14 protein-coding genes and 1 tRNA gene are annotated in these 14,544 nt (G+C 27.6%); 12 read left to right on the forward strand and 3 right to left on the reverse strand.

The annotated features are described in order from the left end of the window. Window positions 1-31 precede the first annotated feature (31 nt). The 8 genes from C4S77_RS05280 to C4S77_RS05320 all read left to right on the forward strand — a co-directional run bounded on the left by C4S77_RS05280 (window position 32) and on the right by C4S77_RS05320 (window position 6,868). Entirely contained in the window at window positions 32-568 is a 537-nt protein-coding gene (locus C4S77_RS05280; RefSeq protein WP_105192974.1) for an acyltransferase, read from the forward strand. After that, window positions 543-1,691 carry a glycosyltransferase gene (locus C4S77_RS05285; protein WP_105246605.1) on the forward strand — a complete coding sequence of 383 codons (1,149 nt, stop codon included), beginning with the start codon at window positions 543-545 and terminating at the stop codon, window positions 1,689-1,691. Before C4S77_RS05280 ends, C4S77_RS05285 begins: the two co-directional genes overlap by 26 nt. Before the next feature lie 2 nt (window positions 1,692-1,693). Beyond that, window positions 1,694-2,242 (forward strand): serine O-acetyltransferase, encoded by a 549-nt coding sequence (locus tag C4S77_RS05290; RefSeq protein ID WP_105192820.1) that lies wholly within the window; start codon window positions 1,694-1,696, stop codon window positions 2,240-2,242. After that, window positions 2,242-3,306, forward strand: coding sequence for a glycosyltransferase (locus tag C4S77_RS05295; RefSeq protein ID WP_317614914.1), 1,065 nt, complete (start codon window positions 2,242-2,244; stop codon window positions 3,304-3,306). The genes C4S77_RS05290 and C4S77_RS05295 overlap by 1 nt, the downstream gene beginning before the upstream one ends. Window positions 3,307-3,422: 116 nt before the next feature. Beyond that, entirely contained in the window at window positions 3,423-4,343 is a 921-nt protein-coding gene (locus C4S77_RS05300) for a dimethylarginine dimethylaminohydrolase family protein (RefSeq protein ID WP_105192824.1), read from the forward strand. Window positions 4,344-4,352: 9 nt separating this feature from the next. Then, a complete protein-coding gene (gene ctlX, locus C4S77_RS05305) occupies window positions 4,353-5,306 on the forward strand; it encodes a citrulline utilization hydrolase CtlX (protein ID WP_105192826.1) in 954 nt (317 codons plus the stop codon). A 44-nt stretch (window positions 5,307-5,350) separates the two neighbouring features. Continuing rightward, window positions 5,351-5,424, forward strand: a tRNA-Met gene (locus C4S77_RS05310). 910 nt (window positions 5,425-6,334) lie between these two features. After that, window positions 6,335-6,868 (forward strand): DUF4352 domain-containing protein, encoded by a 534-nt coding sequence (locus tag C4S77_RS05320; RefSeq protein ID WP_105246611.1) that lies wholly within the window; start codon window positions 6,335-6,337, stop codon window positions 6,866-6,868. A 261-nt stretch (window positions 6,869-7,129) separates the two neighbouring features. Here C4S77_RS05320 and C4S77_RS05325 read toward each other — a convergent pair whose 3' ends face one another. Together C4S77_RS05325 and C4S77_RS05330 are read right to left on the reverse strand one after the other, a co-directional pair. Further along, a complete protein-coding gene (locus tag C4S77_RS05325) occupies window positions 7,130-7,675 on the reverse strand; it encodes a threonine/serine exporter family protein (RefSeq protein ID WP_105192830.1) in 546 nt (181 codons plus the stop codon). Then, a complete protein-coding gene (locus tag C4S77_RS05330) occupies window positions 7,659-8,435 on the reverse strand; it encodes a threonine/serine exporter family protein (protein WP_105246612.1) in 777 nt (258 codons plus the stop codon). The genes C4S77_RS05325 and C4S77_RS05330 overlap by 17 nt, the downstream gene beginning before the upstream one ends. A 183-nt stretch (window positions 8,436-8,618) precedes the next feature. On the opposite strand from C4S77_RS05330, the gene C4S77_RS05335 reads away from it, so the two are divergent. The 4 genes from C4S77_RS05335 (at window position 8,619) to C4S77_RS05350 (ending at window position 12,683) form a co-directional block, all read left to right on the forward strand. Continuing rightward, window positions 8,619-9,176 carry a DUF4136 domain-containing protein gene (locus tag C4S77_RS05335; RefSeq protein ID WP_181042829.1) on the forward strand — a complete coding sequence of 186 codons (558 nt, stop codon included), beginning with the start codon at window positions 8,619-8,621 and terminating at the stop codon, window positions 9,174-9,176. Window positions 9,177-9,381: 205 nt separating this feature from the next. Beyond that, window positions 9,382-10,731 (forward strand): sugar porter family MFS transporter, encoded by a 1,350-nt coding sequence (locus tag C4S77_RS05340; RefSeq protein WP_105246616.1) that lies wholly within the window; start codon window positions 9,382-9,384, stop codon window positions 10,729-10,731. Between the two features lie 15 nt (window positions 10,732-10,746). Beyond that, window positions 10,747-11,748, forward strand: a complete 1,002-nt coding sequence (locus C4S77_RS05345) for a LacI family DNA-binding transcriptional regulator (protein ID WP_105246618.1) — start codon at window positions 10,747-10,749, stop codon at window positions 11,746-11,748. Between the two features lie 29 nt (window positions 11,749-11,777). Then, window positions 11,778-12,683: a carbohydrate kinase family protein gene (locus C4S77_RS05350; protein ID WP_105246620.1), complete on the forward strand. Its 906-nt coding sequence runs from the start codon at window positions 11,778-11,780 to the stop codon at window positions 12,681-12,683. A gap of 85 nt (window positions 12,684-12,768) precedes the next feature. Here C4S77_RS05350 and C4S77_RS05355 read toward each other — a convergent pair whose 3' ends face one another. Next, the gene (locus C4S77_RS05355; protein ID WP_105246621.1) at window positions 12,769-14,409 is read right to left on the reverse strand and encodes a fumarate hydratase; all 1,641 of its coding nucleotides are present in this window, start codon (window positions 14,407-14,409) and stop codon (window positions 12,769-12,771) included. Window positions 14,410-14,544 lie beyond the last annotated feature (135 nt).

A 14,544-nucleotide genomic window follows, 5' to 3' on the forward strand; every position in this document is an offset into this window, starting at 1 on the left:
GATGAAAAATTTTATACAAGTTTTTTTTTATATGATTAGAAAAATACAAAAAAAATTTTCTGATGAATATTATATAAAAAAATCTATAAAAAGAGGTTTAAAATTAGGTAAAAATGTAATTTTTGTAGATATGCCCAATTTTGGTTCTGAGCCATTTCTTATTGAAATTGGAGATAATACAAAAATAACATCTGGTGTAAGATTTATAAATCATGATGGCGGTAATTATGTTATAAAAAATATGTTGAAATATGAGGATGCAAGAAATGTAGGTAGAATTAAGATAGGGAATAATTGTTTTATAGGGAATAATTGCATTATTTTACCCAATGTAAAAATTGGTAATAATTGTATTCTAGGAGCAGGTGCTGTATTGACTAAATCTATGCCTGATAATACAGTTTATGCTGGTAATCCGGCGAAATTTATTTGTACTATTGAAGAATATGCAGATAAAATGCTTAAAAACACAACAAAATATCCAAGAGAATTAGAAAAAAATAGAAAAGAATTGGAAAAATACTGGGCAGAAAAATTACCATATGAGTACAAAAAAGATACTTATTAGGATAGGTTCACTCCGTCATGGAGGCGCTGAAAAAGTATTAATCACTTTTTTAAAAAACATACCCAAAAATAAATATCAGATTGATTTATTATTAAATCTTAAATCAGGCAAATACCTTTCCGAAGTACCAGATTGGATTAATTTGTTTTATCTTAATGAAGGTGAAATGATTACAACCAATAAGCCTTGGGAAATACCCCAAAAAGCTTATAGAAAAATATATCAAGGAATTTTAAAATTATTTCCTAAGTTGCTTTATAAATTTATACTAAAAAAAGAAGATTATGACATAGAATTGATTGCAAACCACAGTTTACTACAAGAGGTGCTCAAAAGCCCTGTAAAAACATCTAAAAAAGTAGTCTGGGTCCATAATGATCTATTTAGTATACCAGAATATAAACCAAACAAACTTATAAAATTTTTTAAAGCTGATAAAATTTGGGTTATTTCAGATAAAATAAAAGATGATTTTCAAAAACTTGCAAGAAATTCCATAGAAAAAGAAAAACTAATTAAAATTTATAATCCCATAGATTCTGATGAGATAGTAAACAAAGCAAAGGAAAAAATTGAATTTGATTTTTCAGAATATCAAGAAAAAACATTTGTAGCCATTGGAACTGTTTTTCCGCAGAAAGGATTTGATAGACTTATAAAAGTGCATAAAAAATTATTAGAAGAAGGTTTATATCATAAAATAATTATAGTGGGCGATGGGTATGATTTTATAAAAATTAAAAATCTTATAAAAAAATTAAACCTAGAAAAAACAATAAAAATGGCAGAATTTCAAAAAAATCCTTATCCATTTCTGAAAAATACAGATTATTTTATTCTTTCTTCCCGATATGAGGGATATCCCACAGTTCTATTTGAAGCATTAACACTAAAAAAACCAATTATAGCAACAAATGTATCAGGAGTAAAAGAAATTTTACATAAAGGAGAATTAGGTATGATAGTTGAAAATTCAGAAGATGGAATTTATAATGGAATGAAGAAATTTTTGACAGATTCTCACATACCAGATCAATATATAGAAAAAATGAATAAAAAAGAATTACCATTTTCTTTAGAAAATGCAGTAAATTCGCTTTTAAAAATATTAGATAATCTATAACTATGACACGAACTATAATACAAAAAGATTATTATAGAATTCATGGAAAATGGCCAGGAAAGTTTATTTGCAGAGGGATGATAGATCCTAATTTTAGGTATTTATATATATTTAGGAAAGCATCAAAATATAGAAAAAAAACTGTGTTAGGAGTTTTTTATAGAATATTATTATACCATTATCAAGTAAAATATGGCTTTCAAATATATCCTGGGACAAATATTGGTGAAGGATTCTACTTAGGTCATTGGGGAACAGTAATAATAAACCCTAAAGTAAAAATTGGTAAAAATTGTAATATTGCTACAGGAGTAACTATTGGTCAAACAAACCGAGGAGATAAAAAAGGAGTTCCCATATTAGGAGATGAAGTATGGATAGGAACTAATGCTGTTATTGTTGGAGACATAAAAATAGGTAGTAATGTTTTAATTGCACCTAATTCGTATGTTACAAGAGATGTTCCGGATAATTCTGTAGTTGTAGGAAACTTAGCCAGAGTCATGCAAAATGATGAAGCTACTTTAGGATACATTAATAACAAAGTATAGTGAAAGTTATTTTATTTATTCTTCCAAATATGAAAATGGGAGGAGCAGAAAGAATAATAATGACACTAATAAACTCTATTGATAAAACAAAATACAAATCTAAACTCCTTCTTATGAGAAAAGAAGGATACTATTTAAAACTTTTAGATCAAAATACAGAAATTATTGAGTTAAAAAAAGATAGGATTAGAAATGCTTTTTTCCCTGTAATAAAAGCTATTCGAAAATACAAACCTGCGATTGTATTTGGCGGTTGGGGAGAAATTTCCGCTTTTTTATCACCTATAATACCATTTTTTCCTAAAATTCATTTTATCACAAGAGAAACCAATATAGTATCAAAACATGTAATAAGGCCGGAAATTAAATTTTTTTATAAATTTTATAACAACTTTTCTACAATTGTTGCCCAAAGTGAAGATATGAAATCAGATTTAATTAAAAATCTGAAGATAAAAGAATCCAAAATTGTTAAAATTAATAATCCGGTAGATTTTGATTTAATAGAATCCAAACTAAAAGAAAAAATTGAACTTCCATATTTAAAAGAAAATAAAAATGTTATTGCTATTGGCAATCTATCCAAAAGAAAAGGATTTGATAATCTCTTGAAAGTATTTATATATTTAAAAGAAGAGAATATACATTTATATATAATAGGTGAAGGAGATGAAGAAGAAAATCTTAAATTACAAAAAGAACAAAATAAACTAAATAATGTTCATTTTTTAGGAAAAAAGACAAATCCTTTTCCCTTTATAAAAAATGCAGACTTATTTGTACTTTCTTCACGTTACGAAGGATTTCCAAATGTTTTGTTAGAAGCAGGAGCTTGTGGCATATTTTCAATTGTAAATAATTGTAAAGGAGGAATTAATGAAATTATACAACCTAATATTAATGGAAAAATAGTTAATATCGAGAATTTTCATTTATTTGCAAATGAAATTAAAAGAGAAGTTAATATTCAACATGAAAAAAATATAATAAAAAAATCTATTAAAGATAGATATTCAAAAGAAAAAATCATTAGACAATATGAAGATCTATTTTCTGTCATTTAAAATTATATTTTAAATACCACATAAAGTTTCTTAATAAAAAAACATATTTACACAACAAAAATACCTACTTTTGGTATAATATTTCCTTATCTTTAAAATAATCTTGATTGAATTTTATGCAATTATTAAATATAAATGATGAAACATCAGAATTAGAAACTGTTGTATTAGGTCAACCTCATTCTATGGGTAAAACCCCTAATTTAGAGGAAACCTACGATGCAAAATCTTACGAAAACGTTACTAATAATTCATATCCTCAAGAAGACGACATTATTTATGAAATGACTTGTTTTGAAAAAATATTAAACGACCATAAAGTAAAAGTGTTACGTCCCAGAATACTAAAAGATTGTAATCAAGTCTTTGCAAGAGATGTCGCTTTTGTAATTGAAAATAAAGTTATTATATCTAACATAATTCCCGACAGAGCAGACGAGCAAGAAGCCTATAAAGAAATATTTGATATGATTTCTTTTCAAGATATATATAACTTGCCTGAAAAAGCACATGTTGAGGGAGGAGATATAATTCTTTGTAATGATACTATTTTTTGTGGGGTATATAAAGGGGATGATTATTCTTCACTTAAAACCGCAAGAACCAATGCATATGCTATAGACTTTCTAAAAGAATTATTTCCACATAAAACATTTATAGATATATCCTTAAAAAAAAATGACAAAGATCCTAAACAAGGAATATTGCATTTAGATTGTACATTTATGCCGGTTGGAAAAAACAAAGCAATTGTGTATAAAGAAGGTTTTATAAATCTTAAGGATTATCAATTTATAGTAGATTTTTTTGGAAAAGATAATATTTTTGAAATTACTCAACAAGAAATGTATTATATGAATACAAATATATTTTCAATTTCTCCGGAAGTAGTTGTTTCAGAAGAAAGATTCATTAGACTTAATAAATTTTTAGAAGAAAAATGGAATCTAACTGTAAAAAAAGTTCCATATTATGAAATATCCAAAATGGGAGGACTGTTAAGATGTTCAACATTACCTTTAAAACGTAAAAAATAAATAATGAAGATGAAAAATAAACAGATAACAAATACTGTATTAATGATTGAACCTATTGTTTTTGGATTCAATGAAGAAACTGCAACAAATAATTTTTTTCAAAAAAAAGATTCTGATCCTAAGAAATTGATACAGGACAAAGCTTTAGAAGAGTTTACTAATATGGTTGATAAACTTAGAAAACATTATATTAATGTTATAGTTTTTAAAGATACAAAAGAACCATACACTCCTGACTCTATTTTTCCCAATAACTGGATCTCTTTTCATGATGATGGTAATGTATTATTATATCCTTTATATGCACCCAATAGAAGAAAAGAAAGAAGATTAGACATAATAGAAGGTTTAAAAAATAAAGGTTTTTTAATAAAAAACATAGTTGATTTTACAGAATCAGAAAACAAACAGATTTATTTAGAAGGTACAGGAAGTATTGTTTTAGATAGAACAAATAAAGTTGCTTATATTTCAGTTTCAGAAAGAACTAATGAAGGATTATTCTTAGAATTTTGTGAAAAAATGGAATTTACACCTATTATTTTTCATGCAACACAAAACATTGAAAAAAAAGAATGTCCTATTTATCATACAAATGTAATGATAAGTATTACTGAAGATTTTGTAATAGTGTGTTTAGATTCCATTAAAGACTTAAAAGAAAGAAAATTAGTTTCAGATATTTTACATAGTTCGCAAAAAGAAATTATCACGATATCTGAAAAGCAAATGATGCATTTTGCTGCTAATTGTTTACAATTAGAAACAGAAAATTTAAATAAATATTTAGTAATGTCTTCTACAGGTTATAAAAGTTTAAATATGGGGCAAATAGAAAAAATTAATAAATACAGCAAAATATTAGTGATAGATGTTCCTACAATTGAAAAATACGGAGGAGGAAGTGTTAGATGTATGATGGCAGAGATTTTTTTACAAAAAATAGATATTGGAAATAAATAATTTTGTAGTTTAATGAAAATCCTACTATATTTGCACACTCATTTGGCGAGGTAGCTCAGGTGGTTAGAGCGTTGGATTCATAACCCAAAGGTCGGCAGTTCAAGTCTGCTCCTCGCTACGAAATAAACCCATAACACATTAATTAGTAATGTTTTGTGGGTTTTTTGATTAAAATATTTTCGATATATTATTAAAAATTTTATGGTATAGCAATTAGATAAAGAAAATTTTTTATCTAAAAAAGGATTTTGATTTGATATTATATTAATAATATATTTTACTTTTGTAAAGTAGAAACTTTAAAAGATTAGAAGTTATAAGAAAATAAAAATTTTAAAATAAAAAAATTAAGCGTTAGCTTTAGTGATAACCAGAAAATCGCCAGTTTTCAAACATTTCACACACTAGCTATTCAAAGTGGCGTGGGATGTTTTTATTGAGTGTGTGGGTTCTGGCGAGCCTTTGGTGTCAATAAGTTCAGTTCCCACGCTTTTTTATTTAAATAAATTCTGCTTTTTGGGATTGGAAGCATAAATTAAAATTAGAATTTTCGTTGAAAATAATCAATAATTCTTTTACTAAACATAAAATATGCTTATTAATTGGAAGTAGTATTAGTTTATTCATAGGTATCCTAATATATATATTCTTTAGGAATTTTCCCTTAAGAATTTTTTCATGGAGTGAACTAGTAGGAATACAACAATTTTTATATAAAATAAGAGAACATAACATTTCTTACGTCAGATATATTCCTGATTGGATGTTATTTTCTTTACCAGATGGACTATGGATTTTTTCTTATACCTGTTTTACACTTTACATTTGGAAAAATATAATATCTGTGGAAAATGTAATCTGGTTTATAATAATTCCTTTTGTAGCAATAGGGTCTGAATTACTACAGTTATTTCAATTACTCTCCGGGACTTTTGATATAACAGATTTGTTATTTTATTTATTGGGATTTCTCCTTCCTTTTATACTTTTCAAAAAATCAATTATATATAAATTTAAAATTTAAAATCATGAAAAAACATTTTAAAACATTAATTTCAGCTTTAGCTGTTGTATTCTTTTCATTTATTGCTTTTGCAAGTCTGGACGATGATAAAAAAGATTCGGAATCTTCTTCTATAGATAATTCTTTCAATTATATAAAATTAGGAGAGCCTCTACAGACAAAGTATTTTGAAGTAACAGTGAATAAAATAAATATAGAAGATAAGGTAGATACCGGAAATCAATTTGCAGACCTTGACAAAGAAGAAGGGAATCTTTATTTAATTTTAAACACTACTTTCAAAAATATAAGTGATGAAAGCAGGATGTTAATGGATGGAGAAGTGTTGATTAATTATAATGGGAAACAATATAAATTTGATCACTCAGAAACAATACTATTAGATGGTTGGGGATTGTCACTTAAACAGATTAATCCATTAACTAAGAAAACAACTAATTTAGTATATAAAATTCCGGCAGAAATAAAAGGAGAGGTTTATTATAGACCTGGACGTTCTGATAAAAAAGATTTAATAGTATTGGGAGAAATTAAATAGAAAAGAAGAAAGTACAAGAAATACGAACAGAAATGTTTGTATTTCTTGGAAGCTTGTTATGCTTTTTTTATTTTAAACTCTGTGGTTATTATAAATAATTATATGAAATTTTATAATTTACCTATTTAAGCAGAATAGATTTATTATTTTAACTCTTTTGAGTTTAAAAGAAATAGCTTTAGTTCAATAAATTTATTATAATTTATTGAACTAAAACTGTTAAATCGTATTTATCTAGTTAATTTGTAAATAAATAAAAATTTAAATATTTTTATTTTTATTTATAAAAAATTGGTTTAAACTGGTTTTTTTGACAGAGGCAGTTTTAAATATTAATAGAGGAAAAACTACTCCAAAGGCTAGAGATAATAATGTAAAGCCTGTACGAGCAGATTTTTCAATCATTTCAACTAAATATTCAAATTGAAGTACCTCTCCTTCCTTTAAAGAAATAACCTCAATAAGAGAAATCATAAATTCATAACCGGGTTTTCCTGGAATTATATTTATAACGGCTGGTATAGTAAAAACAATAGGAGGTGTATGTACTTTATGAGCAAAGTAAACACCTAATACACCTACTAAACTGGCAGCAGTAAAACTTGCAAAAACAATTTGATCTTTAAAATAGATAAGTAGAAAGGCTCTACAACTGAATCCTATAGCTCCGAGCACTGCTACGACCCACATAGAACGTTTAGGAGTTCGAAATATAACGGCAAAACCAATAGACACCCACATAGACCAAAATATCTTTTCACCTAAAGATACTTGCGTAGAAGAAAAAAAATCAATTAAAAAATTCATAACCAAATATAAATAATGATAAAAATAAACCGAGAGCAATCATAAATATTAATACAGAACCTTGAATACCTCTTGAGATACCCTGAGAAATATATCCCTCAAGAATATCTATAAAAGAGTTAATTAAAGGAACTCCCGGAATTAAAAATAAAACACTGGCTGCAAATGCACTTTTTAAATCTGAATCAGTAATAATCCTACATATGTTTACTGTAGAAACAGCTGTAAAAGAAGCTGTTGCAAAAACAATGAAAACGTTAAAATGTTTTTCTGTTAAAAATTGCCTAACAATTAATCCTAAAACAGTAGCTATAAAAGTAACAAAAAATTCTAACCAGCTTCCTCCAAGAATCCGGCTCAAACTAGCTCCTGCAAGACCTACAAAAAACCATATGGCAGGCTTAGGATAATGGGCTATTTTTTTAATTTTTTGGAGTTGTTCATACACTTTTTGAAGATCATATTTTTCCTGAATAGTTTTCCAGGAAAGAATACTAATTTCAGAAACTATTTCAAAATTAACCCCTACATGAGGAATAGCCCTTACAATAGTATGCATTTCATTAGTTGTTCGGTCTCTAACACTTAAAACAGCACCGGATAAAGAAATAAATAAATCTGCCTCAAAATCTAAAGCATCAGCAATACGTTGCGTATTTTTCTTTATACGAGAAGTATTAGCTCCACTCATCATTAAAGTTACAGCTACATCTGATAGCAATTCACTTGCATATTTAATCTTGATAGACGGTTCGTCCATAAATTTAAATTTTAGATAAAAAATTTTTGCAAAAATATAAAGTTATTACCTTTTGTATCTCATAAAAGTTAACAAACCTTTATAAATATGACAAGAATCACAGAAATAGAATGAACAAAAAAAATGTATTATACTTAGAGTATTATTATTAAATTTGCTTTAATAATGAAAATAATTAAATACATGAAAATAATTATTGTATTAGGACTTTCTTTTTTCCTTTTTATAAATTGTCAGTCAATAAAACCTACTGTAGATTACGATACAAATACAAATTTTACTAACATAAAAACCTATGATTATTATACAAATAACAGCATTCAATTAAATCAAATTGATAGTTTAAATTTCATGAAAAATCTTGATAATTCTTTAATTAATAAAGGGCTACAAAGAACTTCAGATAATCCAGATGTTTATATAGCTGTTATGGTTTCAATTGCTGAGGGAAATGATGTTAATACCGTAAATTTAGGTGTTGGTGGAGGTAGTGGATGGTTTGGTTTGGGAACCAATATAGGAATTCCCATAAAAAAAAGAATTATAAATTACACATTTCAAATAGATATGGATAATGCTCATACTAACCAATTAATCTGGACATCTAAATTCTCAAATACAGTAGATTATAATAAATATTCCAATTCTAAAACAACTTTATTTCAAGAAAACATCAATGCGTTAGTTAAAAATTACCCTCCTAAAATAGCAAAACCTAAAAAGAAGAATTATTATAATTGATATAATAATTAAAAAATAATATTTTAATTACATAATAAAAACCCTTTAATATATATTTATTAAAGGGTTTTTTATGTTTTAATGATATAATTTCATTAATTGTTTTTATATTTTTATTGCTTTGCGATTAAATATATGAAAATAATATATGTTTAAACGTTTAAATTTTTTATTTTTGCATATTTAAAATGTGAAATATTTTTATATGATGAATAAATATTTATATTGGGTAACTTTTGTTGCTGTAAACGGAGGTTTAATATTTGGTCTTAATATGGCCGGAATTTCTGGCGCCAATGATATGATTAAAAATGAATTTTCCCTTACTGACAGTGGATTAGGAACTGTTGCAGCCCTATTAACCATAGGTTGTTTATTAGGTTCTTTGTTTACTGGGAATATAGCAGATAGGTTGGGAAGAAAAACAGTTATGATTATTACTGCAATTTTATATATTTTATCTGCTTTAGGATGTGCTTTAGCAACATCATCTTCCATACTAATATTTTTTAGAGTTTTATCAGGTCTTGCTGTAGGATCAACCTCAGTAGTTGGGCCTATGTATATTTCTGAAATATCTCCTGCAAAAAAAAGAGGTACATTAGTTTCCCTAAATCAGTTTGCCATTACAATTGGTATTTTATTAGCATATGTTTTTGATTTTTTGTTAATTAATCTGGGCGATGATAGTTGGAGATATATGCTTGTGATACCTGCTTTATTTGGCTTTTTATATTTGGTTTTTCTTTTAATTGATTTTCCAGAAAGCCCTCGATGGTTAATTTCCAAGAATAAAGAAGAAGAAGCCATTAAAATTTTAAGAAAAATTGGAGGCGATGAAATGGTAAAAACTGATTTACCAGAAATGAAACAAATAATTAATTCAGAAAAAAATAGAGAAAAAATATCTATTGGCAAATTGTTTAAAGGAAATATGGGAAAAGTGGTTTTAGTAGGAACACTTATAGCTGCTTTTCAACAAATTACTGGAATAAATGCAATTATTATGTATGCTCCAGATATATTTCAGGCAGCAGGATCTGCTCAAAATGATTCTTTATTTCAATCGATGATAGTTGGGTTAGTTAATTTTTTAATGACATTTATAGCCTTAAGACTAGTAGATACAAAAGGTCGTAAAACACTTCTATTATGGGGAGCTGTAGGTATGGCAATATCACTAGGCTATTTAACCTATGAATTTTCAAAACCTATACAAAATGGTTTTGGGGTTCTTATTGCGTTACTAATTTATATATCTTTTTTTGCAGCTTCTTTTGCTCCTGTAATGTGGGTAATTATATCAGAGATTTATCCTAACAAAATTAAAGGTATAGCAATGTCTTTTTCCACAGCAATAAGCTGGCTTTGTACTTTTTTTACAATACAATTTGCACCTATCATTAAAGGAATAAGTTTTGAATATTTATTCGCTATTTTTGAAGTATTTACGATATTAGCATTTATTTTCGTTAAAATTTGGATACCAGAAACTAAAGGAAAATCTTTAGAACAAATTGAGAAAGAAATAGGTCTGGATGTCTCAGATAATTAATAAACTGAATTCTAAATGAAAAGAGCTTCAATTAAAGATATAGCAGAAAAGGCAGGTGTATCTATTGCTTTAGTATCCTATGTACTTAATGATAAATTTGTAAATCGCATAAATAAAGAAACAGCAAAAAAAATAAAAGAAATTGCTGCAGAACTAAATTATAAACCAAATAAAATAGCTCAAAGTCTTAAATCTAATAAGACCAATACAATAGCTTTATTGGTAGCAGACATAGCTAACCCTTTTACTTCTCAAGTAGCAAGAATTATTGAAGATGAAACCTCTAAAAGAGGATACATGCTATTAATTGGAAGTTCAGATGAAAATGAAGAAAAATTAAAACAACTTATAGATTTATTTCAAAAAAGACAAGTAGACGGATTTATAATAGCTCCAGTTGAAAACTCAGAAAGTATAATTAATAATTTGGTAGAAACTAAAGCTCCGGTAGTATTAATTGATAGACCTATAGATAATATGGAAATAGATTCCATAGTCACTAATAATTTTGAAATATCTTATCAAGCTGTTAATTACTTAATAAATAAAGGGAAAAAAAACATTGCGATTTTTTCATATAAAAAAAATTTAGAAAATTTAAAAAATAGAGTAGAAGGATATAAAAAAGCGTTAAAGGATAGTAAAATATATCTGGATTCTGAAAAAATTATTTATATAGAAGAATCTAAGACACAATCAGAAGTATATAAAGCTATTGATGAACTGAATTTAATGACTACTGATGCTCTTTTTTTTACCAGTAATAAATTGGCTATAGCAGCATTAAAAAAATTATCAACATTAGATATAAAAATTCCTGAAGAGCTCGCTCTTGTAACCTTTGATGAATCAGAGGCATTTGATATTTTTAGGGTCCCTTTAACACATATAAAGCAGCCAATAAAAAAAATATCTAAAAAAGCAGTTGAGCTTTTAATAGAAAAAATTGAAAACACAAACTTATTACAACAACAAATAGTTTATAATTCTGAAATAATAATTGGAAAATCTGTGTAGATAAAATTAACAATAAAAAACATAAAGAAATGATAAATAAGAGTACAAAAACCATAGTTTGTTTCGGAGAAATATTATGGGATATTTTTCCTAAAGGACGAAAAATAGGAGGAGCTCCTTTCAATGTTGCTTATAATCTTAATAAAATGGGTATTGATGCTAGGATGATAAGCCGTGTAGGAAATGATGATTTAGGAAAAGAATTGCTTGAGAAAATATCTAATGCAAACATAAGTGTAAATGAGTGCCAAATAGATCCCAATCATGATACAGGTACTGTTATTGCTAAAATTGATGAAAATAATGAAGCTCACTATACTATTGTAGAACCCGTAGCTTGGGATTTTATAGAATGGAAAGATGAATATGTGAACTTAGTAAAAAATACTGAGGCTTTTGTTTTTGGCAGTTTAGGAACAAGAAATAATATTTCAAAGCAAACACTTCAAAAATTATTAGACATTGCGCCATATAAAGTATTTGATATAAATCTTCGTCCACCTTTTATCTCTCAGGAAGATATTGTTCAGTTTATGAAAAAATCGGATTTAGTTAAAATGAATAAATCTGAATTAAGACAGCTTTTAGATTGGATCGGAGTAGAATATGTTACAGAAGAAAAAGCAGTACAATATGTTAGGAAATATTTTAATTTAGAAGCAATAATTATTACTAAAGGTAGTAAAGGGGCAGTTTACCATGATAAGGATAACTATATCTATGCAGAGGCTATTAAAGTAGCAATAAGAGATACAGTAGGTAGTGGAGATTCTTTTTTAGCCGGATTTTTAGCAAAAAAAGTAAAAGGAAGTTCTGTTAATGAATCTATAGAAAATGCTATATCTTTAGGTGCATTTATAACTAATAGCGAAGGGGCTTGTCCAGATTATTCTTTAGAAACATTTGAAAAATTTAAGACCAGTCATAAATTATAATATTTTTATTACATTTAGATAAAAAACAGCTCTATTTATGAGCTGTTTTTTTATTTACTATTAATTAAAGAAAAAATTAGATTTTTTAACAGTTTGAGCAATTTGGTTGATTAATTTGTTGAAAAAAATCGTTTCCCTTATCATCTACAAGTATAAAAGCAGGAAAATTCTCAACTTCTATTTTCCAAATTGCTTCCATACCCAACTCAGGATATTCAACACACTCTAGGCTCTTAATACTGTTTTGAGCAAGAATTGCTGCAGGTCCTCCTATACTTCCTAAATAAAAACCCCCATGTTTTTTACATGCATCAGTAACCTGTTGGCTTCTATTACCCTTAGCAATCATAATTAAACTTCCTTTATGAGATTGAAATGAATCAACATAAGAGTCCATTCTTCCTGCTGTAGTAGGGCCCATAGATCCACAAGCATATCCGTTAGGTGTTTTAGCCGGACCAGCATAATAAATAGGATGATCTTTTATATATTGAGGAAGATCTTCTCCTTTATCCAATTTTTCTTGTAATTTGGCATGAGCTATATCTCTCCCTACAATTATTGTACCTGTTAAAGATAAACGTGTAGAAACAGGATATTGAGAAAGTTCAGCTAAAATATCTTTCATAGGACGGTTTAAGTCTATTTTAATTCCACCGGCTTCTCCTTTTTGTCTGTATTTTTCAGGAATTAACCGAGTAGGGTTATCTTCCAATTTTTCTAACCAAATACCCTCTTTATTTATTTTTGCTTTAATATTTCTATCTGCAGAACAAGAAACGCCCATACCTACAGGGCAAGAGGCACCATGACGAGGTAGGCGTATAACACGTATATCATGAGCAAAAAACTTACCTCCAAATTGAGCACCTAATCCAAGTTTTTGAGCTGCTTCCAAAAGTCTTTGCTCCATATCTAAATCTCTAAACGCGCGTCCCCCCTCATTTCCAGAAGTAGCCAGATTATCATAATATTTGGTTGAAGCAAGTTTTACTGTTTTTAAATTAGTTTCTGCTGATGTTCCTCCAATTACAAAAGCAATGTGATAGGGAGGACAGGCAGCAGTTCCTAAAGATTTCATTTTTTCCACTAAAAATGGGAATAATTTTTCAGGAGTTAGTAAAGCCTTTGTTTCTTGATATAGGTAAGTTTTATTAGCAGATCCACCTCCTTTTGCAACAAATAAAAATTTATATTCATCACCTTTTACTGAATATAGATCAATTTGAGCGGGAAGATTACATCCTGTATTTACTTCCTTATACATATCTAAAGGCGCATTTTGAGAATAACGGAGATTATCAGAAGTGAAAGTGTTAAATACGCCTTTTGATAAAGCTTCTTCATCATTGCCCCCGGTCCATACTTGCTGACCTTTTTTTCCAACAATTATAGCTGTTCCAGTATCTTGGCAAAAAGGTAATATTCCCTTAGCTGAAATTTCAGAATTTCTTAGAAAGTTAAGAGCAACAAATTTATCATTTTCGCTCGATTTAGGATCAGACAATATTTTCGCTACTTGTTGTTGATGTTCCGGACGAAGTAAAAATTCAACATTATGAAAAGCATGTTGAGCTAAAAGTGTTAGTCCTTCCGGATCAATTTTCAGTATTTCTTTTCCTTCAAAAAAAGCAGCTGAAGTATAATCTTTAGATAGTAAATAATACTCGGTTGTATCTTTTCCCTGTTCAAAGGTAGCCTGATACTTAAATTCTGGTTTTGCCATATTTTACAATAATTGGTTTTATTAACGTTTGTAAGGGGGCAAAAATAAATAATAACATAGTAATAAAATATGATTTTTGATAGTCTGAATCCTATTTATATACATAATAAATAAAAATGGATCCATAATGTTATG

Origin of the sequence: Apibacter adventoris (assembly GCF_002964975.1) — a bacterium.
Lineage (GTDB): Bacteria > Bacteroidota > Bacteroidia > Flavobacteriales > Weeksellaceae > Apibacter > Apibacter adventoris.

Bases quoted from the DNA above. Each gene is read 5' to 3' on its own strand.
- C4S77_RS05320 (WP_105246611.1), top strand. From the start codon at position 6,335: ATGAAAAAACATTTTAAAACATTAATTTCAGCTTTAGCTGTTGTATTC.
- C4S77_RS05330 (WP_105246612.1), bottom strand. From the start codon at position 8,435: ATGGACGAACCGTCTATCAAGATTAAATATGCAAGTGAATTGCTATCA.
- C4S77_RS05355 (WP_105246621.1), bottom strand. From the start codon at position 14,409: ATGGCAAAACCAGAATTTAAGTATCAGGCTACCTTTGAACAGGGAAAA.
- C4S77_RS05350 (WP_105246620.1), top strand. From the start codon at position 11,778: ATGATAAATAAGAGTACAAAAACCATAGTTTGTTTCGGAGAAATATTA.
- C4S77_RS05335 (WP_181042829.1), top strand. From the start codon at position 8,619: ATGAAAATAATTATTGTATTAGGACTTTCTTTTTTCCTTTTTATAAAT.
- C4S77_RS05280 (WP_105192974.1), top strand. From the start codon at position 32: ATGATTAGAAAAATACAAAAAAAATTTTCTGATGAATATTATATAAAA.
- C4S77_RS05345 (WP_105246618.1), top strand. From the start codon at position 10,747: ATGAAAAGAGCTTCAATTAAAGATATAGCAGAAAAGGCAGGTGTATCT.
- C4S77_RS05325 (WP_105192830.1), bottom strand. From the start codon at position 7,675: ATGAATTTTTTAATTGATTTTTTTTCTTCTACGCAAGTATCTTTAGGT.
- C4S77_RS05285 (WP_105246605.1), top strand. From the start codon at position 543: ATGAGTACAAAAAAGATACTTATTAGGATAGGTTCACTCCGTCATGGA.
- C4S77_RS05290 (WP_105192820.1), top strand. From the start codon at position 1,694: ATGACACGAACTATAATACAAAAAGATTATTATAGAATTCATGGAAAA.
- ctlX (WP_105192826.1), top strand. From the start codon at position 4,353: ATGAAAAATAAACAGATAACAAATACTGTATTAATGATTGAACCTATT.
- C4S77_RS05340 (WP_105246616.1), top strand. From the start codon at position 9,382: ATGATGAATAAATATTTATATTGGGTAACTTTTGTTGCTGTAAACGGA.
- C4S77_RS05300 (WP_105192824.1), top strand. From the start codon at position 3,423: ATGCAATTATTAAATATAAATGATGAAACATCAGAATTAGAAACTGTT.